This is a genomic window from Pseudoalteromonas sp. 2CM37A (assembly GCF_023161885.1).
Taxonomy (GTDB): Bacteria; Pseudomonadota; Gammaproteobacteria; order Enterobacterales; family Alteromonadaceae; genus Pseudoalteromonas; species Pseudoalteromonas atlantica.
In genome coordinates, this window is sequence record NZ_JALNTJ010000009.1 from 39461 (window position 1) to 60940 (window position 21480).

Annotated in this window: 20 protein-coding genes; 9 read left to right on the forward strand and 11 right to left on the reverse strand. The window is 41.7% G+C overall.

The window, feature by feature from the left end; all coding sequences use genetic code 11:
• Window positions 1-51: 51 nt before the first annotated feature.
• The 10 genes from MTF68_RS16420 to MTF68_RS16465 all read right to left on the reverse strand — a co-directional run bounded on the left by MTF68_RS16420 (window position 52) and on the right by MTF68_RS16465 (window position 10911).
• Window positions 52-1227 (reverse strand): polysaccharide lyase family 7 protein, encoded by a 1176-nt coding sequence (locus MTF68_RS16420; RefSeq protein ID WP_004587971.1) that lies wholly within the window; start codon window positions 1225-1227, stop codon window positions 52-54.
• A 682-nt stretch (window positions 1228-1909) separates the two neighbouring features.
• Window positions 1910-2245: a ribonuclease E inhibitor RraB gene (rraB, locus tag MTF68_RS16425; RefSeq protein WP_004587970.1), complete on the reverse strand. Its 336-nt coding sequence runs from the start codon at window positions 2243-2245 to the stop codon at window positions 1910-1912.
• The gene (locus MTF68_RS16430; RefSeq protein ID WP_096739122.1) at window positions 2245-2958 is read right to left on the reverse strand and encodes a 1-acylglycerol-3-phosphate O-acyltransferase; all 714 of its coding nucleotides are present in this window, start codon (window positions 2956-2958) and stop codon (window positions 2245-2247) included. The genes rraB and MTF68_RS16430 overlap by 1 nt, the downstream gene beginning before the upstream one ends.
• Window positions 2959-3127: 169 nt before the next feature.
• Window positions 3128-5422, reverse strand: a complete 2295-nt coding sequence (parC, locus tag MTF68_RS16435) for a DNA topoisomerase IV subunit A (RefSeq protein WP_004587968.1) — start codon at window positions 5420-5422, stop codon at window positions 3128-3130.
• Window positions 5423-5432: 10 nt separating this feature from the next.
• Window positions 5433-6527, reverse strand: a complete 1095-nt coding sequence (locus MTF68_RS16440) for a PQQ-dependent sugar dehydrogenase (RefSeq protein ID WP_248463093.1) — start codon at window positions 6525-6527, stop codon at window positions 5433-5435.
• Window positions 6528-6557: 30 nt separating this feature from the next.
• On the reverse strand, window positions 6558-8447 hold the full coding sequence (parE, locus tag MTF68_RS16445) for a DNA topoisomerase IV subunit B (protein ID WP_055254871.1): 1890 nt from the start codon (window positions 8445-8447) through the stop codon (window positions 6558-6560).
• 26 nt (window positions 8448-8473) lie between these two features.
• Window positions 8474-9043 (reverse strand): YqiA/YcfP family alpha/beta fold hydrolase, encoded by a 570-nt coding sequence (locus tag MTF68_RS16450; protein WP_004587965.1) that lies wholly within the window; start codon window positions 9041-9043, stop codon window positions 8474-8476.
• Window positions 9028-9813, reverse strand: a complete 786-nt coding sequence (locus MTF68_RS16455; RefSeq protein ID WP_248463094.1) for a metallophosphoesterase — start codon at window positions 9811-9813, stop codon at window positions 9028-9030. The genes MTF68_RS16450 and MTF68_RS16455 overlap by 16 nt, the downstream gene beginning before the upstream one ends.
• A complete protein-coding gene (locus MTF68_RS16460) occupies window positions 9800-10258 on the reverse strand; it encodes a DUF1249 domain-containing protein (RefSeq protein WP_024031550.1) in 459 nt (152 codons plus the stop codon). The genes MTF68_RS16455 and MTF68_RS16460 overlap by 14 nt, the downstream gene beginning before the upstream one ends.
• Window positions 10259-10284: 26 nt before the next feature.
• Entirely contained in the window at window positions 10285-10911 is a 627-nt protein-coding gene (locus MTF68_RS16465) for an NUDIX domain-containing protein (RefSeq protein ID WP_004587962.1), read from the reverse strand.
• Window positions 10912-11061: 150 nt separating this feature from the next.
• Between MTF68_RS16465 and tolC the strand changes: the two genes are divergently transcribed.
• The 3 genes from tolC to MTF68_RS16480 all read left to right on the forward strand — a co-directional run bounded on the left by tolC (window position 11062) and on the right by MTF68_RS16480 (window position 14055).
• Window positions 11062-12417: an outer membrane channel protein TolC gene (gene tolC / locus MTF68_RS16470; protein WP_029772380.1), complete on the forward strand. Its 1356-nt coding sequence runs from the start codon at window positions 11062-11064 to the stop codon at window positions 12415-12417.
• A 97-nt stretch (window positions 12418-12514) separates the two neighbouring features.
• Window positions 12515-13444: an LpxL/LpxP family Kdo(2)-lipid IV(A) lauroyl/palmitoleoyl acyltransferase gene (gene lpxL, locus MTF68_RS16475; RefSeq protein WP_054983765.1), complete on the forward strand. Its 930-nt coding sequence runs from the start codon at window positions 12515-12517 to the stop codon at window positions 13442-13444.
• Between the two features lie 38 nt (window positions 13445-13482).
• Window positions 13483-14055, forward strand: a complete 573-nt coding sequence (locus MTF68_RS16480; RefSeq protein WP_248463095.1) for a toxin co-regulated pilus biosynthesis Q family protein — start codon at window positions 13483-13485, stop codon at window positions 14053-14055.
• A 63-nt stretch (window positions 14056-14118) separates the two neighbouring features.
• Here the strand turns inward: MTF68_RS16480 and glnE are convergent, their stop codons facing one another.
• Complete coding sequence (gene glnE / locus MTF68_RS16485) at window positions 14119-16917, reverse strand: bifunctional [glutamate--ammonia ligase]-adenylyl-L-tyrosine phosphorylase/[glutamate--ammonia-ligase] adenylyltransferase (RefSeq protein ID WP_248463096.1); 2799 nt, start codon at window positions 16915-16917, stop codon at window positions 14119-14121.
• A gap of 78 nt (window positions 16918-16995) precedes the next feature.
• Here glnE and MTF68_RS16490 point away from each other — a divergent pair, with 78 nt between their 5' ends.
• From MTF68_RS16490 to ruvX, 6 genes are all read left to right on the forward strand, one after another.
• Window positions 16996-17889 carry a hypothetical protein gene (locus MTF68_RS16490; protein ID WP_024031545.1) on the forward strand — a complete coding sequence of 298 codons (894 nt, stop codon included), beginning with the start codon at window positions 16996-16998 and terminating at the stop codon, window positions 17887-17889.
• An 81-nt stretch (window positions 17890-17970) separates the two neighbouring features.
• Complete coding sequence (locus MTF68_RS16495; RefSeq protein ID WP_024031544.1) at window positions 17971-18447, forward strand: hypothetical protein; 477 nt, start codon at window positions 17971-17973, stop codon at window positions 18445-18447.
• A 72-nt stretch (window positions 18448-18519) separates the two neighbouring features.
• Window positions 18520-19254, forward strand: a complete 735-nt coding sequence (rsmE, locus tag MTF68_RS16500; protein WP_024031543.1) for a 16S rRNA (uracil(1498)-N(3))-methyltransferase — start codon at window positions 18520-18522, stop codon at window positions 19252-19254.
• Between the two features lie 75 nt (window positions 19255-19329).
• Window positions 19330-20280, forward strand: a complete 951-nt coding sequence (gene gshB / locus MTF68_RS16505; RefSeq protein ID WP_126005926.1) for a glutathione synthase — start codon at window positions 19330-19332, stop codon at window positions 20278-20280.
• 124 nt (window positions 20281-20404) lie between these two features.
• Window positions 20405-20962, forward strand: coding sequence for a YqgE/AlgH family protein (locus tag MTF68_RS16510; RefSeq protein ID WP_248463097.1), 558 nt, complete (start codon window positions 20405-20407; stop codon window positions 20960-20962).
• 9 nt (window positions 20963-20971) lie between these two features.
• Entirely contained in the window at window positions 20972-21421 is a 450-nt protein-coding gene (gene ruvX / locus MTF68_RS16515; protein ID WP_004586842.1) for a Holliday junction resolvase RuvX, read from the forward strand.
• Window positions 21422-21480 lie beyond the last annotated feature (59 nt).

Here is a 21480-nt window from a genome sequence, read left to right on the forward strand (position 1 = left end):
AAAGTTTTTTTATTATGGCCACTCAATTGAGTGGCCATAATAAGTCACTAATTAATTAGTTTCGCGCGTATAACTCACATTGGTCATCGTCACTTTTGACTCTGTAATGCCTAAATCCTCAAAACAGTTTTTAAACGAGTTAGAGTTTCCGGCCTCACCACATTTATCTAATGTGTATGGGTCTTGCGATTGCAGGTAGTTACCAAACTTAAAGTATGACTGCGAATCATCCTCTACTGGTATACCGAACGAGTTACCGAATGCCGTAACCTCTACATCGCCGTAGTTATTAACTACCCGCAAGTTAAATGTCTCACCGCTGGTCATTGTACCCAAAGCAAATTTTTCTTCATTACCGCTGGTATTACGTAAACGTACGTACACATCAAAAATTCCGTTGTTCGCTACGCTATCATTAAAGCCCGATTCATCAGTATCCGACACATACACTTTAGATATAGTGCCGGTATCACTAGCATGGTGCTGCGATATAATTGTTTTTCCGCCATCAGACATCTCAACTTTTACCGTAGCTTCGAACACTTCATAGGTTTGAGTCATAGCAACGCGTAAGCTTTCTTTAACCTTATACTCATGACGCCAGCCATTACCATTAGGCGTAATATGTTGTGCCTCTAACGGCACAAACACTAAGGTGCTATCGTCAACGAGAGGATTTGGGTTATCACCTTCTAAATCAAAAATGCTACCACTGGTTATGCTGCTAGGAATTGTTGAACCATTTGAGTTATCGCTGCCGCCATCTGAGCCACCATCATTACTGCCGCTGCCCTCAACCAAGGCAAAATTATCAAACCTTACATCGCTGGTGTTGTTGTAATGTTTAGCAAAAACCTGAAGTGAATTGGTGTTTGCTGAGGTAAATGTTTTTGTTACTTTAGTCCACGAAGAAACATTAAAGGTTTGGTTTTTAAATAAACCATTTAAATCGTTTACACCAATTTGCCCTTTACCCAGCACATAAGCACTTAGGGTGTATTCAGTGTTAGGCTGTATATCTACCACTTGATAAACCCGTGCTGGACTGCCCTGAATTTTTAACGATTTTGAGCCACTGTAAGCATCTGAAGAAATAGCGGCTGGGTCGGTTTCGTTCCAGTTACTAAAGCCACTTTCAAAGCCTGCATTATTAATTGTTGCAGCATGAGATAGCGCTGAACTTGTCGCAATTGCGCTGTAAAAAAACAGTTTTTTATGGTTAATCATTATCTTTATTCCTTTAAACCTGAATATAAAAATAACCTAACTACCTAGTTTTGTGTCAGTCACTAAAACTTAGATCACCCTGTGTAAACAGGTTTCTATTTTTGTGTATGAATAGATTTGGCAAGAACACTCGGGTTACAAAAATCAATCTAAAACCCTTAAATTGGCCTTACCAATATTAATGCCATATGGCGAGCTAAAGGCTATATTTTTTGTTACCAATATGTCAACAGAGGATATAATAGCAAATAAGTATTAGTTTTATTAAATATTGCATTACAACTTGTAAATAGTTATAACTATTCAACAGGTTATATATTAGGGACAGGTTAGCAATAAATAAAAATATTTTTTCAATTTAATGAATAAGTAGTACGTCGAAATAAGCTCTATTACCAATAGGAATATGAACAAGCTTAACTTTTAATGAATAAATTAAGGAGAATTAAGTTTTTTATATGAAAGATAATAATTGGTTATAACAAAAATAAAATTGGTAATACGAAAAGTATTAAATTTTTGCCGTTAAATAAGGCAAAATAAAGGGGGGGTATTAATACGCCATTACACTAAAAATGAATTAATATCTGAAAATAGGCTGCGGTTTAAAGAGTCATGTTTACTCTGTGCACAAAAAAAGCGAGCATATATAAATGCTCGCCTTTATCAACTAGCTAACGCCTTACTCTTGAAAGTAAGTGCCCCAACCGTCGTATTCAACGTCACACTCAACAGCTAGCGCTGCAAGTTTATCAACGTCTTCCATTATAACTTCAACGTCTAGCTCAGCTTCGACTACAATATCAAAGCTCCAAATTTTGCTGCCATCTTCTAGCTCAAGCTCTGCCGGTTCTTCAACATCGTAGCCTAATTTAAAGGCAGCCAGTGCCGCTTGCTCTAATTTGCTAAAATCTTCGCATACAAAATGATGCTCAACTTCATAAAGTATTTCAGGATCAGAGCCATCTTCAAGTAGTGAACTTACGATGTCTTCACTTATTTCACGCCAGTTTTCCATTATTTATCTCTCGCTTGAGCATCTAATTCAGTTATTTTAGCAGCCATAATACTATGCACTTGGGTGGCCTGTTCACGGGCACTCACTTTTTTATCAAGTGATATAGGCGCTAACATTTCAATGTAAATTGTACCATTATCCCAGCGGTTTAGCTTAATAGTTTTATCAGTTGTGCTCATACATACCGGTACTATGGGTACATCTGCGCTTAAAGCGGTGTGAAATGCACCGGTTTTAAATGGCAGTAAACCGCGGCCATAGCTTCTTGTACCTTCGGGAAATACCCAAATAGATAGGCCTTTTTGTTTAATTTTTTCAGCGGCTTTTGAAATTGTACCTGCCGCTTTTGAGCGATTGGCTCTATCAATCAATATGTTGCCCGACAACCAGTAAAGTTGTCCAAAAAATGGGATCCACTTTAAGCTTTTTTTGCCTAAGCTAACGCAGTTTTCAGGCACCATAGCCGATACAGTAAATAAATCGTAATTGTTTTGATGGTTTGATAGGTAAACCGCAGGGCCAGTATTGAGCGCATCAGGGTGGCGTTTAAGGACAAGTTTAACCCCTAACATTTTAGCCATTGAGCCAAACCAGCCGGCTATCACATGCACATTATTAGGGTGAAACGGTCTCACAATCGACAATAACAACCCAAACACGCAGCTGAAAAATATAAACAGCACCATAATTAAAATACGTATAACAGCTAACAAACTTCTCTCCAAAATGTGTGTGCAATGCGCTATAAGCCACGCATATTTCACTATTATAACGTGATTTTATGACGATCACGAGACAATAGCGAACAGCTGTAAGCTGAAAAATACAGGATAAACAAAAACGGCCTGCAAAAGCAGGCCGTTAGAGGTGTATATTTCGGGTTTATTCTTCGACTAATGTGTCATCATTTTGCTCATCTGCCGGCGTAAACTCCACCACTGCTTCATCAACACGCTGTAAGCCTCGCGGTAACTTATTACCTCTACGCCCGCGCTCACCATGATAATGCTCCAAATCGCTCGGTTTAAGCGTTAGCTTTCGTTTACCAGCATGAAGGGTAACGCTACTGCCTTGTGGTACCACCGCCAGCACTTTGACAAACTCTTCACGTGCTTGCACTTTAGCCCCTGGTATAGAGATAATTTTATTGCCTTTACCTTTACCCAGTTTTGGTAAGTCGCGCAGTGGGAACAACAGCATGCGTCCTTCGTTCGAAATGGCCATGCAGTAATCGGTTGCTACATCGTTTACTCTGATGGGTGAGAGTAAAATTCCGCCCTTAGGCACGCTCACCAAGGCTTTACCGTTTTTATTTTTACTTACTAGGTCTTTAAAGTCAGTAATAAAACCATAACCCGCGTCAGAGGCCATAAGTAGCACTTGATTATCTTCACCCATTACCACGTGCTCAAAATTAGCTCCAGTGGTGAGGTTAAAGCGCCCTGTCATCGGCTCGCCTTGGCTACGTGCCGATGGCAAGCTGTGTGCATCGGTTGCAAATGCACGCCCTGCTGAGTCTAAAAATACCGCAGGCTGATTACTCTTACCCTTAGCGGAGGCTTTGTATTCATCGCCAGCACGGTAATTAAGCCCTTCTACATCAATGTCATGGCCTTTACCAACACGTGCCCAGCCTTTATCAGAAAGCACGACTGTTACCGACTCTGAAGGAATTAAATCTTTTTCACTCAGTGCTTTAGCTTCTACGCGCTCAATAACAGGTGAGCGGCGATCGTCGCCATACATGTCGGCCGCTTCTTGAATTTCTTTTTTAAGAAGCGTTGACATACGACGGTCTGAGCCAAGCGTTAGCTCTAACTTGTCACGTTCTTTGGCCAGTTCATCTTGCTCGCCACGTATTTTAAATTCTTCTAGTTTTGCTAAATGACGAAGTTTTAATTCTAAAATGGCTTCGGCTTGAGTATCGGTTAAATCAAAGCGCTCCATCAACACAGGTTTTGGTTTATCTTCTGTGCGAATAATTTCAATTACTTCATCAATATTTAAAAAGGCAGCAAGTAAACCTTCTAGAATATGCAATCGCGCCAGTACTTTATCTAAACGGTGCTGTAAGCGCCTACGTACTGTTTCGCGTCTAAACGTTAGCCACTCAGATAAAATACTGCGTAGGTCTTTTACTTGCGGGCGGCCATCAAGGCCTAGCATGTTTAAGTTTACACGGTAGTTTTTTTCAAGGTCGGTGGTGGCAAATAAGTGCGCCATTAACGGCTCAGCTTTAATGCGGTTTGAACGCGGTACAATCACAATACGGGTTGGATTTTCGTGATCAGACTCATCTCGTAAATCAGCGACCATTGGCAGCTTTTTAGCATTCATTTGCGCTGCGATTTGCTCAAGCACCTTAGCCCCTGAACACTGATGCGGTAGCGCAGTAATAACAATATCGCCATGCTCTTCAGTATACACCGCGCGCATTTTAATTGAGCCTCGGCCGGTTTTGTATATTTTATGAATATCGGCTTTTGGAGTAATTATTTCAGCGTCGGTTGGATAATCAGGTGCGTGTACAAGCTCAAGTAACTCATCAAGCTCGGTTTTAGGCTTATCAAGTAATAAACAACAGGCACTGGCTACTTCACGCACATTATGTGGTGGAATATCGGTTGCCATACCTACTGCAATACCCGTTACGCCATTTAACAAAATATGCGGTAAGCGCGCCGGTAACACTAATGGCTCGTCCATGGTGCCGTCAAAGTTTGGCGTCCAATCAACGGTGCCTTGGCCTAGCTCTTTAAGTAATACCTCAGAGAACTTTGATAAGCGTGCTTCGGTATAACGCATTGCTGCAAACGATTTAGGGTCATCTGCTGCCCCCCAGTTACCTTGCCCATCGACTAATGGGTAACGGTAAGAAAACGGCTGTGCCATTAATACCATAGCCTCGTAACAGGCACTGTCGCCATGCGGGTGGTATTTACCTAATACATCACCTACCGTACGAGCCGATTTTTTATATTTAGCAGCGGCCGATAAACCCAGCTCGCTCATAGCATAAATAATACGACGTTGAACCGGTTTTAAACCATCACCAACATGCGGTAATGCACGGTCCATAATTACGTACATAGAGTAATTTAAGTAGGCGTCTTCGGTAAAACGCCCCATTGTTTGTTGTTCAATTCCTTGCATTAGCAAGGTATCTGTATCACTCATTAAAGCTTACCTAGTTTTTCTTATAGCTTACGCGGTAGATCACGTTTGCGTAATCGTCGCTTATTAGCAGACTGCCGTCATTTAATTGTGCAAATGCAACTGGGCGTCCAAAGGTTGTTTCGTTATGCATAAAGCCGGTAATAAAAGGCGTGTATTTAGTAATACGCCCTTGCTCTACATTGGCTACAGCCACTTTATAACCTGATTTTTTAGTACGATTCCACGAGCCATGTTCAGCAACAAATAGCTGCTCTTTGTAAGAACCCGGGAACTGTTTACCGGTATAAAAATGAATACCAAGGGGCGCAACGTGAGCACCTAGCGCAAGCACTGGCGGGCTGTAGTCGCTAATGTTTTTACCTTTACCAAACTCAGGATCTACAATGGCACCGGCGTGAACATAAGGAAAACCAAAATGCTCGTTTTCTTTACTTACGCGATTAATTTCATCAGGTGGAATATCATCACCCATCATGTCGCGGCCATTATCACTAAACCATAATGCTTGCGTGCTTGGATGAAAGTCAAACCCCACTGAGTTGCGTACCCCTTGGGCTATTGTTTTAATTTGTTTGGTTTCTACATCAAGTGCAAAAATACGCCCGTAACGCTCATCTTCGGCGCATATATTACACGGAACACCAACCGGAATAATAAGCTCGCCAGTGGGTGCAAAGCGTAAAAACTTCCACCCGTGGTGACGATCCGATGGCAACGCGTTGTAAACCACGTCAAATTTAGGGTCTTTTAACTGCGTGTCTACGTTTTTAAAGCGAATAATACGGTGTACTTCACCTACGTATAAGTCGCCATCTCTAATTGCTAAACCAGAGGGCATGTTTAGCCCCTCAGCAATCACCATTTTTTTATCTGCTACGCCATCACTGTTATGATCGATTAACGCATACACATTTCCTGCTTTGCGCGAACCTGCGTAAACAATGCCTTTTTTTGATACTGCTATTTGGCGTGCATTTTCAACATCATCAGCAAATAAGCTTACCTCAAACCCAGGTGCTACGGTGAGTTTGTCTAGTATGTCTTTTGCTATTGCTGGGGCTGTTGTTAAGCCAAGCAATAATAAACTTCCCAGTATTTTATTCATTTGCCTCTCCAAGTGTTAAACACAAGCCTATTATACCTGTGCTTTATTACCGTGATCTTCTAGCCACTGGCGTCTGTCTGACGAGCGCTTTTTAGCAAGTAGCATATCCATCATTTCTAATGTTTGCTCCTCTTCGTCTAGCGTGAGTTGCACTAAGCGGCGAGTATTTGGGTCCATTGTCGTTTCGCGCAGCTGCAGCGGGTTCATTTCGCCCAGCCCTTTAAATCGTTGCACGTTTACTTTACCGCGTTTTTTCTCTGCTTCTATGCGGGCCAAAATACCTGTTTTTTCATCTTCATCGAGGGCGTAATACACCTCTTTACCAATGTCGATTCTAAACAGTGGTGGCATAGCTACGTATACATGTCCTGTTTTAACCAGTTGCGGAAAATGACGCACAAACAAAGCACACAATAAGGTGGCAATGTGTAGTCCATCCGAGTCAGCATCGGCCAATATACAAATTTTATTATAACGCAGGCCGGTTAAATCAGTTGAGTCTGGGTCAATACCCAGCGCCACCGAAATATCATGCACCTCTTGCGAGGCTAATATTTGCCCTGATTCAACTTCCCACGTATTCAAAATTTTACCGCGCAGTGGCATTATTGCCTGAAACTCACGATCGCGCGCCTGCTTAGCCGAGCCACCTGCTGAGTCACCCTCTACCAAAAATAGTTCTGTACGGTCGTTATCGGCTGCACTGCAGTCGGTTAGTTTACCGGGTAACGCAGGGCCTGAGGTAACGCGTTTACGCACTACTTTTTTAGCCGCTCGCAATCGGCGCTGTGCATTTGAAATACACAGTTCAGCAAGCAATTCTGCAGTGTCTGTGTGCTCGTTTAACCATAAGCTAAATGAGTCTTTAACCACACCCGATACAAACGCTGCACATGAGCGAGAAGAAAGCTTTTCTTTAGTTTGACCAGCAAATTGTGGGTCTTGCATTTTTACCGATAACACATAGCTACAGCGCTCCCAAATATCATCTGGGGTAAGCTTTACGCCACGCGGTAATAAGTTTCTAAATTCACAAAATTCGCGCATTGCTTCAAGTAAGCCTTGGCGCAAACCATTTACGTGTGTACCACCTTGTGCGGTAGGAATAAGGTTTACATAGCTCTCAGCAATCGACTCACCGCCCTCAGGTTGCCATACAACAGCCCAATCAGCCCCTTCAATCGAGCTTGAAAACTCGCCTACAAATGGGTCTTTTGGCAGTACTTCAAAGCCTTTAACAGCTTCAATTAAGTAATCCTTTAAGCCTGTTTCGTAAAACCATTCTTGAGTTTCTTTAGTTTGCTTATTAACAAACTTAATGCGCAAGCCTGGGCATAAAACCGCTTTAGCTTTTAATAGGTGGTTTAATTTAGTAATTGAAAAGTTAGCTGAGTCAAAGTAACTCGCATCGGGCCAAAATCGAACGGTTGTACCAGTGTTGCGCTTACCAACAGTGCCAATGACATTTAAGTCTTCAACTTTATCGCCATTTTCAAAGGCCATTCTAAATTGTTGAGCGTCGCGCCTTACCGTTACTTCAACACGGTGCGATAACGCATTTACAACCGAAATACCTACCCCGTGTAAACCGCCCGAAAACTGATAGTTTTTGTTAGAGAATTTACCACCTGCATGCAGCTTGGTAAAAATCAGCTCCACCCCAGGAATACCTTCCTCAGGGTGAATATCTATAGGCATACCACGGCCATCGTCTATAACTTCAAGAGAGTTATCTTCGTGTAAGATCACATCAATTTTAGTGGCATGGCCCGCCATGGCTTCATCGACACTGTTATCGATAACCTCCTGGCCTAAATGGTTTGGACGTACCGTGTCGGTATACATACCAGGGCGGCGTTTTACCGGCTCTAATCCATTGAGAACCTCAATGGCTTCGGCGTTATAATTTTGCTGACTCATAATTTTTATCTTTATATGCGCTTAGGCTAATTTGTTTTAGGTAATTTAAGAAACTCTACAATACTATCTAAGGTGCGTTCAAAACCAACAAAGCTGTGATCGCCACCAAACTCAACTAACTGTTTGCATTGTGAAAAATAATTTACTGCGTGTTGATAATTTAACACTTCATCTCCCGTTTGCTGCAACAAATAGAGCAATTCGGGGGATGTTAATTTAGGCACATACAATGCTTTTAAAGCATCCATGTGGCTGGTATTTAACTCATAATGATAATCTTGATACGGATTATAATTGTGGCCAATAAGCGGCGCTAATAAGTTAAACGGTGCTACTGCTGGGTTTATTAATGCTGCTCGCAGGTTATAACGCTGCGACAAGTAGGTGGCATAAAACCCACCTAGTGAGCTCCCAAGTAACGCGGTATCTGGCGTTAATAAATGCTCAAGCTGTAAAATAGCTTGTAAGGGCTCGTGATTTAAACGCGGTACGCAATAGTCAACGTCATAGTTTGCCATAAGCTCGCCAAAGCGCACAGCTTTATATGATTTTTCAGAACTATTAAAGCCATGAATATAAATTACGCGTTTAACCATACAACATCCGTTTTAACTGTTAAAGCATTGTCCTGTGTAGTTAAATGCAACATTCGATAAGCGGGGCCGTGGTTTTCTTGCTGCCATTGCGGGCAATTTTTTGTAAATTGCACCGAACTGGCGGGCGTTGCATAAATACTCAGCTCTCTAAAAGTTTGCGTATAGTGATTATGCACATGACCGTGCAGCAACGCCGCTACATTAGCGCTATTAACTAACACGTTTAATAATTGCGGGCCGTTTTCAAGCATGTGTTTATCAAGGTAGCCATTAATAGCAAGCGGGTTGTGATGACAAAACACCACATGCTGCGATTGCGAACTTGCTAAACAATCCGCGATTTCATTTAAGTGCTCACTAGACACCCACCCTGCAGGTGTAGGGCCTTTTGAGTTTATAAGTAGCAGCTCAAATCCTTGTGCGATTATGCGTTTAGCTGACACTATTTGCCCACCACTGATGCGATTAAGCATGGCAATCTCATCATGATTGCCTGGTACCCAAAATACTGGGCAGGTCAAATCAGCGTTATTAATAAGCTCAGCAAATAATAAATAAGAGTCAAAACTATGATCTTGTGTTAAATCACCACCAAATATAACCGCATCTAATGACTGCGTGGCCATGTGCGCTAATGCGTGTGCAAAATGCGCGGCGGTGTTTACGTTAAAGTACTCTGCGTTAGGGTCGGCAAATAAATGGCTATCGGTTATATGCGCAACACGCAGCGATGAGCGGTTAAAGTGATAATGCTCATCAAACCAAGCCATTGTTTATGTCCCAGTTTAGTACTGCTCGGCCATGCTCTACACAGGCTACTAACCAGTCATATAAAAATGCATTAAGTTGATACTTTTCATCTTTTTGGTGCATTTTAGGATTTGGATAACCATAAGATGGCTTTATCCGTTGATGATAATCGTGGTGAATAATTTCAGCCACTTTTGCATCTTGATAAAGCCTGACTGTTAAATACAAAGGAGAAACGCCTTTAACCATCCCTGTTAGCTGTTTGATAGAAATATCCAGTGTGTACTTAGCACTATCGTCAATGATAATGGCAAATTCACTATGACCTAATTTAACTTTACGCACACTATTAGCGCTGCGCTCTTTAGGTAATAGTTTTGAAAGACGTACGTAATTATGCTCGCAAAGCGTCATGTACTTTGGGAGGCTCTGAATATATCTTTGGGTTGCTAAAAGTGCTGTCAAAGTACCGCCGTATTAAAAAGTTAAAATTATGTCCACTTACTGCTTATTTTTTCACGATTTAACGCCAACCACTGTAAACAGATTACCGTTGCCGCGTTATCTATTTCACCGTTATTGAGGCGCGAAAGCGCATCATCAAGGCTTAAAATATGGGTTTTGATGTCTTCACCTTCGCTTTCAAGGCCATATACACCACTTTGTACTTGGCTTAAATCTGCCCGCGCTAGGTATAAATGTAAGCGCTCAGTGGTACCGCCCGGACTTGAAAGGTAAGAGAGCATAAATTCAAGATCAGTAAGCTCAAGTCCAGCCTCTTCATAGGCTTCTTTTTTTACCACCCCTTCGTAATCGGTACTGCCATCGGTCATACCGGCAATACATTCTAGCAGCCAGGGCGAGTGTTTGCTGTTAATAGCGCCAATACGTATTTGCTCTATTAATAGTACACTTTGCGTAGTTACATCATAAGGTAGAACAGCAATGGCATCGCCCCGCTCTAGTATTTCGCGCTTTATAAGTTGCGATGTACCACCATTAAACAGGCTATGCTCAAACTCATACATATCCACCTTAAAAAAGCCATTATACAGACTTTTAACTGCTTTTAAGCTCACATCTTTATGTGTAAATTGAACCAAGCTTTTATCTGCCATATTATACATCCCGCTTATTTAAACGATTAAAGTTTGTTAATATATTCTGTTACATTTGAACATACAGTTTTACTAATTTCTTTTTTAGTTATTTAGCAAAACACGTTACCATGCTTTTAGTACAAAATTTGTCTAAGGACTGAACCTAACATGAAAAAGAACATCCTTGCGGCGCTCGTTAGTTTGTCGTGCGCATTAGGCACAACCACAGCAAGTGCTGAAGATTTAATGCAAGTTTTTGAAATTGCTACTGCTAACGATCCCACTGTTTTAAAAGCAAAAGCCCAAGCAGATGCGCAATCTTACGAAAGCGATTTAGCAATGAGTGCATTACTGCCGCAAATTGGCGTAAGCATGGGCTATGAAAAAAGCGATTCTACCTCTTTTCAGAGCGTTGGTGATTTAGCTGACCAAGTTAAAATAAACAGCGATACCGACCAATTCACGCGTGGTGTTAGTTTAAGCCAAACCTTATTCGACTTAGGCGCATGGAATACACTTGATATTGCCGAAAAACAAGCGCTGCAAGCCAATGCGCAATACGATAACGCAAAACAAAACTTAATTGTGCGCGTTGCTGAAGGCTATTTTAACGTATTAAGCGCCATTGATAACCTTGAATTTGTGCAAGCCGAAAAGCGTGCCATTGAACGCCAGTTAGAGCAAACAAAACAGCGTTACGCAGTTGGCCTTACAGCAATTACAGATGTTCACGAAGCGCAAGCACAATACGATAACTCAGTAGCACAAGAAATTATTGCCAGTAATGCCGTTGAAACCGCACGCGAGCAACTGCGTGAAATAACCGGTAAATACCACGCAAAACTTGATTTTTTAAACACCGAAACATTTTCAACAGTAAAACCGGTTAAAAAATCGACTGACTTTGTAAAAGTAGCTGAGAACAATAATATCAGCTTACAAGTGGCTAAAGTCACGGTTGATATTGCTAAGGATCAGATCACGCTTGCTAAAGCTGGCCACTACCCAAAGCTAACACTTGATGCCAGCTACGGTGATTCTTTAACTGACCAAAATATAAATGGTTTAAGCTTTAACGACCAACCTCGTGCCGACTCAACATCGGTTGCCGTTAATTTAAGTGTTCCTCTGTACACAGGCGGCGCAACCGTAGCTGCAACTAAACAAGCCCGTGCGTTTTATGTTTCAGCCAGCCAAGATTACGAAACAAATTACCGCGCCGTAACGCGTACCGTTATTACCTCATACAACCAGGTTGTATCAGACATCGCGACTTACAAAGCTCTAGAGCAAGCTGTGGTATCAGCGCAAAGTGCGCTTAAAGCAACAGAAGCTGGCTTTGAAGTAGGCACGCGTACTATTGTTGATGTGCTTGTAAGCACGCAAAACTTGTATGATGCTAAGCGTAACCTAGCTGATGTACGCTATCGTTATGTGTTATCTACGCTTCGCTTAAAGCAAGCTGCAGGTACACTAACAAGTGCCGATTTACTGGGTATTAACCAAGGCTTAAAAAAAGCCTAATAAGTTAAAAAGTAACGTTTAAAGCCAGCCATTGCTGGCTTTTTGTATTTTATAACACTAAGCGTTAAACTAGCGTTTTTATTTTAGAGAGTATTTTGTGGTCACCTCATCTCCTTTTAAAGCCTCGTTTTTAGGCCCTCGTTATTGGCTAACGTGGATTGGCGTTTTCTTTTTGTATTTGATTTCGTGGTTGCCACAAAAAATTCAGCTTAGCTTAGGTAAGTTATTGGGGCGCTTAGTACACAAATTTATGAAACGTCGTCGCCATATTGCCGAGGTTAATATAAAGCTGTGTTTTCCTGATATGAGCGAAGCCGAGCAACAACAGCTTGTGCTAAAAAACATGGAAAATACCGGTATTGCCATGGTTGAAACTGGCATGGCCTGGTGGTGGCCGCAGTGGCGCGTTAAAAAAGCGTATGGCTCTATTAAAGGATTAGAGCACTTTGAGCGCGTGCAGGCTCAGGGTAAAGGCGTATTGCTATTGGTGCCGCATATTTTGCATTTAGAAATGGCGAGTCGTGTTATGGGCACCAAATGCCAAGGGCTGGGGTTTTACCGCCCACACAACAATGCACTCATGGAATACTTTACAACCAATGGCCGCCTTCGTTCTAACGAGTATTTAATTGGACGAAAAGACGTAAAAGGCTTGTTAAAGTCACTAAAAAATAAAAAGGTGTGTTATTACCTACCCGACCAAGACTACGGCCGTAACCGCTGTGAATTTGTGCCTTTTTACGCAGTGCCAGATACAGCCACAACCACAGGTACATTACTTTTTGCAGCAAGTAAACACTGCGAAACCATGAGCCTAATTAGTCGTCGTGATGAGCACGGTAAATACCATTTAGAAATAGTACCTGAGCTTGAAAATTTCCCAAGCGGCGATGATAAAGCAGATGTAACACGTGTAAATCAGCGCGTTGAGCAATCAATTAACGCTGCGCCTGAGCAATACATGTGGCTGCACCGCCGTTTTAAAACACGCCCTGATAAAAATACCCCTTCTTTTTATAAAAAGTAGTGGTATAAATAAATAATGATAATAAATGAGCATGAGTTATGTGGTTTTGGGTTAAGCATTTAATACTAGCAGTTGCATTAATTTTACTAGCTACCTATGTGTTAGTTGGTACGGGTCCATTGTTTGACATAAAAGAGAGTAAAAACGCAGCTGCCGAGGGGCTTTCTCGCTTTTATTCCTCTATCCGTAACCAAGTTAAATCCGATAGGGAGCGCGATAAGTTTGTACTGCAGCTTAAAAAGCCCGAGCAAACACTTGATCGTGTTTTAGCAGAGCGCGGCAGAGCCGTTGACCCGATGCCTGCTAGCTGGACAGGAACAAGTGCACCAAGACGCTTTGAAAACGGCTCAACGTTAAAAGACGTACTTAACCAATACGCTAAAAGCGAAGGTATTCAATTATATTGGTATTTGAGTAAAGACTACGTTGTAAAAGATTATTTTAGGGTTGATAGCAGTTTTACCTCAGCGCTTTATCAAGTTGGCCGCGCAATTAATGATGACTTTGAATACGAAGTGTATACCTACCTTTGCCACAAACAGCGCGCAGCGGTGATCACTGAGCTGCCCTCTGAATTTGTGCGCAGCAATTGTTTAAAGCTTAATACTTAGAAGCGTAAATAAAGCAAACCCATACATAATAAAAACCCAAGCCTGTGCTTGGGTTTTTAGTGTTTATGTTTCTAGTTCAAATATTGCATTCCAGCATGCCGTTACACTTTCTATATCGGTTTGATACTCCTTACGCGACACCAAGCGACCTTGCTGATTTAGGCTTAATACGTGGTAACGTGAGCGATAATCAATATACGCCTGGATTAACTGCTGCTTTTGGGTTTTAGTGATACAACCAATCGCGGCAGCGTCTGTAAGTATTCTTACATTATCGGAAAACACCGTTAGCTGGCTAAACTGATTTGCGTTTTTGAGCACTAGGTATTGAGTTATAAATTCAATGTCGGTCATGGCGCCTACATCTTGTTTTAAATCAAAATGCTCAGAGTTTCCCTTAGCTAAGTGCGTGCGCATTTTTTCGCGCATTTTAAGCACATCCTGTTTGAGTGTATCTACATCCCGTGGGGCACATAATATCTCTTTACGAATTTGTGCAAAGCGCGCTCTTAGCTCATCTTGGCCTAATATAACGCGGGCGCGCACAAGCGCTTGGTGCTCCCAAGTCCATGCTTGGGTTTGCTGATAATGATTAAAGCTCTCTAAGTTAATAGCCAATAAACCAGAGGCGCCTTCAGGGCGCAGGCGTGTATCAAGCTCATACAATATGCCCGAGGCGGTACGGGTATTAAATAAATGCATTAAGCGCTGTGCAAGTTTTAAATAAAACTGTCGTGAGGTAATCGATTTATCGCCATTGGTGCTGCTATTACCGTCGTGATTATGCACAAACACAAGGTCTAGGTCGGAGTCGTAGCCTACTTCAAAGCCGCCCGTTTTACCGTACGCAATAACGGCAAAGCCTTTGTGCTCATCATCTGTGTTTGGTGGCATGCCAAAGCGCTTAACCGTGTTATACCACGCTATATTAACGGCTTGGTCTACCACAGCCTCGGCAAGAGCCGTTAAGTGATCGCTTACTTTCATAACATCAATCACACCGGTTGCGTCGGCAGCCGCAATACGTAATTGATGTGTTTGCTTAAACTGCCTAAGCGCTTCCATTTGTAGCTCTAGGTCGTCGTGTTCTATACGCAAAAAATATTGTCGTATTTCATCTTTATAAGCGCTCAACGGCGTAGGTTTGTAAAGCGCAGCAGGGTCTATTAGCTCATCAAGCAAAATTGGATAACGGGAAATATGCTCCCCTATCCATTTACTATGGCAACATAATAAAACAAGCTGCTTTAGCGCACCTTGGTTTTCGTACAGTAATTCAAGGTAAGCAGTACGCGATACAATTTTATTTAAAATTTGGCATACCAAGGTAAATGTTTCACCACTGGCATTAAAGTCACTGAGCTGTTTGAGCAATAAAGGCATTAGTTTGTCGAGAATATCTCGCCCACGATTACCTATATTTACCTTACTCAAACGTTGTTTAAAATCATGAAGTGGCACTTGCCATTGCTCTTTTATATCGTTTAAAAAGCTAACATCACCATGATCCCAAGCACTTATAAACGCACCTTCGCAGGTATCAAGGGGAACAGTTTCCTCCCCTATCACCAATAAAAATTCATCGTGAATTTTAGCCATGACCTGCTCAATATCGCTCATGGTATGGTCAAAGCTTTCAGACTCGAGTAAGTAATTTAAGCGCTCTTGATTAAGCTCATCATCGGGCAGGGTTTGTGTTTGTTGATCGTCAAACATTTGCAAGTATTGCTCTACTTTACGTAAGTGTAAGTAGTTGCGCTTTAGCTCATTCGCTTCTTGCTCATCCATCGCTTGGTTTAACGTTAACTGCTCTAAGGCGTACAGTAACGATTGGGTTTGTAAGTTAGCTTCTCGCCCACCACGCACCATTTGCAAAGCTTGTACAATAAATTCAACCTCGCGAATGCCACCAGCACCTAGTTTTATATTGTTGGTCAGGCGTTTTCGGCGAACCTCTTGAGCTATCATAAGCTTCATTTTCCTCAGTGATTCAATCACCGAAAAATCAATATATCGACGATAAACAAAGGGCTTTAAAAGCTGTATAAACTCATCCCAATATTGATTGGGTGTGCCAATTAGCCGCCCTTTTAACATGGCGTAACGCTCCCAATCGCGCCCTTGCTCTTGGTAGTAATCTTCTATGGCGTGAAAGCTCATCACTAAAGGCCCACTTTCACCAAATGGGCGCAGGCGCATATCAACCCTAAATACTTGGCCATCACCGGTTACTTGATTAAGTGCATTAATCAGTTTTTGCGCTACTTTGGTGTAAAACACTTGGGCTTCAATACGTTTACGCCCACCTTGGGTCGGTACATTGCGCGGGTAGGCAAAAATTAAATCTATATCTGATGAATAATTAAGCTCGTGGCCGCCCAATTTCCCCATGCCTAAAACCATTAAAGGCAAAGAGTTACCTTGCTCATCTAATGGCTCCCCTGCTGTTTTTGCCGTTTGCGCATGGGCCCATCTATTTGCGCTATTAATTAGCATATCAGCTAATAGGCTTATGTATTTTATGCTGTCACTGATTGGGTTATCGCAACACAAATCGAGGTACGCTACTTTTAGCCAGTATTTTTCTCGGTACTGTCTTAAAATTTTGTTGCACTGGTTTTCATCTACCTGCTGCAAGTCAAGGCCGTCGAATGGCGCGGGGACATCTCGGCTAAATTGCTCATCGGGGTTTATTAACCAGTCTTTTAGTTGAGGTTGCGACTCTAAACTGCGAAAAGCAAAGTCGCTCAAAGCACATAATTTTACAACTTCTTCTTGTATAGGTTGCTGCGGATACAGCTGTGCAAAGCGTGTTGAGCCAAGTTTTTGTAATTGAATAGGAAGTTGCATTTTGTTACTCATCAATCCTCTCTTTTATATATGCGCTAACCATACTAGAATAACTAAAACCAAGAAAGGTTATCTCTACTTAGGATCAGCATGTCATATTTATCATTATCTAACACTAGTTTAGTTGCGATTGCCATTAGTTTTGCGGTTATATGCATTACTATTTTTAGTCTTAGAATTGTCGCTCAAATAAAAGCAAAACAGGCACTTAAAGACGAACTAGCGCAGCATGATAATTTTGCAATGGGGATTAGTTTCGCCTCAGAAATTACCGTGGTTATTGCCACTATGGCGTTTTTATTTGATGAAATAAGTATGAGTACGGCACAACATAATCCATTAAAAGTGGTTATTTTAATTGTTCTATTATTTACATTTATAAAAGCCGGACATTTAATTCATAGAAAATGGATATTACATAGATTTAATGAAGAAGCTGCCATATTAAAGCAAAATGTATGCGCTGCATTGGTTGATTCTGGTATGTTATTAGCCAACTGTATTATTGCACTTGGCTTGTATACCTGGACTCATGCACAAGGGTTTAGTAACTTACTTATTGCTTTTGTTAGCTTTTTTACGCTCCAGGGGATGTTTGCGCTAGATAGTAAAATACGTGAATACCGCTTCGCTAAAGCAAACCAAGGTGCCTCACTGCAAAGTAACTTTAACCTTGAAAACACCTCTATCGGCATTAGATATGCTGGAAAATCAATAGGTTTAGCTCTAGCCGTGTATGCTGGATTATCTAGTGCGGCCTTTCAAAATGGAAAAATGGTCGAAAATATATTTACACTGGTAATGCATTGCGGTGTAATGTGGGTGTTATTATATTGTTTAAGTTTTGTAATAAAAGCTATTTCATTACCCAATATTGATGCCGCTTTAGAGGTCGACCATCAGGACAATATAGGCATAGCATGCATTGAGTTTGCTGTTTTTTGTGCTATAGGCTATTTACTTATTAGCATGTTTTCACTTTAACGCCACGCTATTAAATAAGTCGCCAAGCGCCCCGTATTTAGTTAACTGGCATAACACATTTGCATAAAGCAACGGGGCCCTATGTCATTTGAAGTAACTAACTATTTGTTAATTGATATAGATAACGAATTTAGTCGTACATTTGCCGAGTATTATTTTAAGCACGCGGCACCCAATACACCCAGCACCTTAATAGTTGCAGGCAGTAACACCCGTAAGCTGGTAAAAATGATGTTTGACGAACTCATTAAAGACTATTGCTATTGCGACCTAGAAAACGAAATTAGCGTATCTGAACTGGCCACTTACCTGCACGAGCACCACGATATTCAGGGCGTGTTATTTAATAACACCGACTATCTACTTGCCGACGACAAACAACGTTTTATATATAACTCCCTGCATGAAAAGCGCTACGTAGTTAGCTTTGACGACAACGGCTATACATTTAATCGTATTACTGACGAAGGCTTTAAAAATCACTTATCGTGCGATACCGATATTGCCGAAACACCTAAAGATTTAATCGCACTTGCCAAGGCACTTAAACAAAAATAAATAATTGCGTACAACGCCCTGCTTACTTACCATAGCGCTATACACCTTTACGCTATAAAATAAGTGACCCCCATGCGAGTACCTCATATTTATCAGGCATCGAGTATTGCCTTAAACACCCCGGTTTCTTTAAACGACGATGCAGCGGGCCATATTGGCCGCGTATTGCGCATGAAAGTAGGCGAACATGTGTCTATTTTTAATGGCGAAGGCGGTGAATACTTCAGTGAAATTATTGAGGTAACTAAAAAATCAGTTGTTGTTATGCCACAACGTTTTGATGAGCATGATGTCGAGTCGCCGCTTAAAATTCATTTAGGGCAATGCGTATCACGTGGCGACAAAATGGACTTTACCATCCAAAAATCTGTTGAGCTTGGCATTAGCGAAATCACCCCTATTTTTAGTCAGCGCTGTGGCGTTAAACTCAGTGGCGACCGGTTAGAAAAAAAACACCAACAATGGCAAAAAATTGCAATTTCAGCCGCCGAACAATCGGGGCGTAACTTTGTGCCAGTTGTTCACACACCGGTTGATTTAAAGCAATGGCTTGAACAACAAACAGACGCCATTAAGCTCACTTTGCACCCTCGTGCCGAGCACAGCATTAAAACAATAACCGTTCCAAGCGCTGGTGTACGCTTTTTAGTAGGCCCTGAAGGCGGCTTTACCGATGAAGAAATGCTGCAAACTAAAGATCAGCACTTTGTTGATATTCGCTTAGGGCCGCGCGTTTTACGAACAGAAACGGCCGCTTTAACGGTCTTAAGTGCATTACAATTACAATTTGGCGATTTAGCTAATTGAAATAGCTCAATGGCACCCTCATATTAAAACTATTAGCACTCTAGTAGTCATTATAATTAGATTAAGGCACAGCGCATGGCGATAAAGTTAGGTATTATTTCTGATCCTATTAGTGGATTTAACATCAAAAAAGACACCGGTTTTGCAATGATGATGCAAGCGCAAAAACGTGGCTACGAAATTTACTACATGGAGATGGATGACTTATCGCTTCGCCAAGGTAAATCGTATGCAACCGCAGCAAAAGCGCAGGTATTTAACAACACCGAAAAGTGGTACGAACTTGAAGAAAAAGCCACAATCGCGCTTGCCGACCTAGACGTTATTTTAATGCGAAAAGATCCGCCGTTCGATACGGAGTACATCTACGCAACTTATATCTTAGAGCGTGCAGAGCAAGAAGGTACGTTAATTATTAATAAACCACAAAGCCTGCGCGATGCTAACGAAAAGCTATTTACAGCGTGGTTTAGCGAGCATACGCCAGATACGCTAGTAACACGCAGCCAAGCTCAAATACGCGCGTTTTTAGCTGAGCATAAAGACATTATTTTAAAACCACTCGATGGCATGGGCGGCGCATCTATTTTTCGTATTAAAGAAGATGATGCAAACATTGGCGTTATTTGCGAAACCTTAACGGAGCATGGTAGTCGCTTTGCCATGGTGCAAAATTACATTCCAGAGATCAAACAAGGCGATAAACGCGTATTGGTTGTTGATGGTGAAGTGATTCCGTATTGTTTAGCGCGTATTCCACAAAATGGTGAAACCCGCGGTAACTTAGCTGCAGGTGGCCGTGGTGAAGCCCGTCCACTTAGCGAGTCAGACCTTAAAATAGCTCAAGCAGTTGCCCCTACGCTTAAAGAAAAAGGGTTAGTGTTTGTAGGGTTAGATATTATTGGCGACAAGCTCACCGAAATTAACGTAACAGCACCAACCTGCGTACGTGAAATTGAAGCCGCTTACGATATATCTATTACCGGTATTTTGTTTGACGCAATTGAGCGTAAGCTCGCTAAATAAACACCATTTATAAGTCCATTAATTTAAGTATTTCATACAATTAATGGACTTTTTATACGCTACGTATATATCTATGCCATACTCAAAGTTCAATAAGTATTCATAAACTAAAAGGGTGAAATCTATGCAATCATTAGAAAATCATTTTTTAATCGCTATGCCGTCGATGCAAGACCCTTTTTTTAAACGTGCCGTTACCTATATTTGTGAGCACAATGAAGATGGGGCTATGGGATTGGTGATCAACCAGCCTATTGATGTGACCGTTGGTGAGCTTTTAGATAAAATAGAAATAGACAACGACAAAACCCAACAAGCCGCGCAAGTCTCTGTGTTTGCAGGTGGTCCGGTTAAAACCGACCGAGGTTTTGTACTTCATTCACCTCAGCCAGGCTACTTTGCAAGCCAAAAGCTTAGCAGTGATATAATGATCACCACATCAAAAGACGTACTTGCCAACCTGACCACCGCCCACGCACCTGAGCAATTTATTATTACGCTTGGTTATTCGGGGTGGGAGCAAGGTCAACTTGAGAAAGAGCTTTTAGATAACAGTTGGTTGATCATTAAAGCCGATCCGAAGATCATTTTTGATACGCCGGTAGAAAAACGCTGGGAAAAAGCAGTTTCAATGCTAGGCTTTGATGTTAGCCAACTTTGCAGCGAAGCTGGACACGCTTAAAGAACGATAATGACGAAAAAAAACCTTAAGCCGCAAGGCCAGCGCACCGTAATGGGCTTTGACTTTGGCACCAAAAGCATTGGTATTGCCATAGGACAAGAGCTCACAGGCAGTGCGTCTAGCTTAAAAGCGGTAAAAGCCCAAGATGGTATTCCTAATTGGGATCATATTGCGGTTCAAGTTAAAGAGTGGCAACCCGACTTAATGGTCGTCGGGTTACCCCTTAATATGGATGGTACTTCGCAAGAGGTAACCTTTAAGGCTAAAAAGTTTGCTAACCGCTTGCACAATCATTACGGCATACCGGTGCAAACACAAGATGAGCGACTCACAACCGCCGATGCAAAAGCGCGTTTATTTGAGCACGGTGGTTATAAAAATTTAGGGAAAGGAAATGTCGATAATATGTCGGCAGTGATTATTTTAGAGAGTTTTTTTGAAGCCAGTTATGGTGAATAAGTAATACCGCCTCCTTTAATTACGTAATCTATTTTAAAAGTCAAAAAACACCGCAGTGG

Excerpts from the sequence above, each read along its gene's own strand:
- MTF68_RS16420 (WP_004587971.1), bottom strand. The coding sequence starts at position 1,227 with ATGATTAACCATAAAAAACTGTTTTTTTACAGCGCAATTGCGACAAGT.
- rraB (WP_004587970.1), bottom strand. The coding sequence starts at position 2,245 with ATGGAAAACTGGCGTGAAATAAGTGAAGACATCGTAAGTTCACTACTT.
- parC (WP_004587968.1), bottom strand. The coding sequence starts at position 5,422 with ATGAGTGATACAGATACCTTGCTAATGCAAGGAATTGAACAACAAACA.
- MTF68_RS16440 (WP_248463093.1), bottom strand. The coding sequence starts at position 6,527 with ATGAATAAAATACTGGGAAGTTTATTATTGCTTGGCTTAACAACAGCC.
- parE (WP_055254871.1), bottom strand. The coding sequence starts at position 8,447 with ATGAGTCAGCAAAATTATAACGCCGAAGCCATTGAGGTTCTCAATGGA.
- MTF68_RS16450 (WP_004587965.1), bottom strand. The coding sequence starts at position 9,043 with ATGGTTAAACGCGTAATTTATATTCATGGCTTTAATAGTTCTGAAAAA.
- MTF68_RS16455 (WP_248463094.1), bottom strand. The coding sequence starts at position 9,813 with ATGGCTTGGTTTGATGAGCATTATCACTTTAACCGCTCATCGCTGCGT.
- MTF68_RS16465 (WP_004587962.1), bottom strand. The coding sequence starts at position 10,911 with ATGGCAGATAAAAGCTTGGTTCAATTTACACATAAAGATGTGAGCTTA.
- tolC (WP_029772380.1), top strand. The coding sequence starts at position 11,062 with ATGAAAAAGAACATCCTTGCGGCGCTCGTTAGTTTGTCGTGCGCATTA.
- MTF68_RS16480 (WP_248463095.1), top strand. The coding sequence starts at position 13,483 with ATGTGGTTTTGGGTTAAGCATTTAATACTAGCAGTTGCATTAATTTTA.
- glnE (WP_248463096.1), bottom strand. The coding sequence starts at position 16,917 with ATGAGTAACAAAATGCAACTTCCTATTCAATTACAAAAACTTGGCTCA.
- MTF68_RS16490 (WP_024031545.1), top strand. The coding sequence starts at position 16,996 with ATGTCATATTTATCATTATCTAACACTAGTTTAGTTGCGATTGCCATT.
- MTF68_RS16495 (WP_024031544.1), top strand. The coding sequence starts at position 17,971 with ATGTCATTTGAAGTAACTAACTATTTGTTAATTGATATAGATAACGAA.
- rsmE (WP_024031543.1), top strand. The coding sequence starts at position 18,520 with ATGCGAGTACCTCATATTTATCAGGCATCGAGTATTGCCTTAAACACC.
- gshB (WP_126005926.1), top strand. The coding sequence starts at position 19,330 with ATGGCGATAAAGTTAGGTATTATTTCTGATCCTATTAGTGGATTTAAC.
- MTF68_RS16510 (WP_248463097.1), top strand. The coding sequence starts at position 20,405 with ATGCAATCATTAGAAAATCATTTTTTAATCGCTATGCCGTCGATGCAA.
- ruvX (WP_004586842.1), top strand. The coding sequence starts at position 20,972 with ATGACGAAAAAAAACCTTAAGCCGCAAGGCCAGCGCACCGTAATGGGC.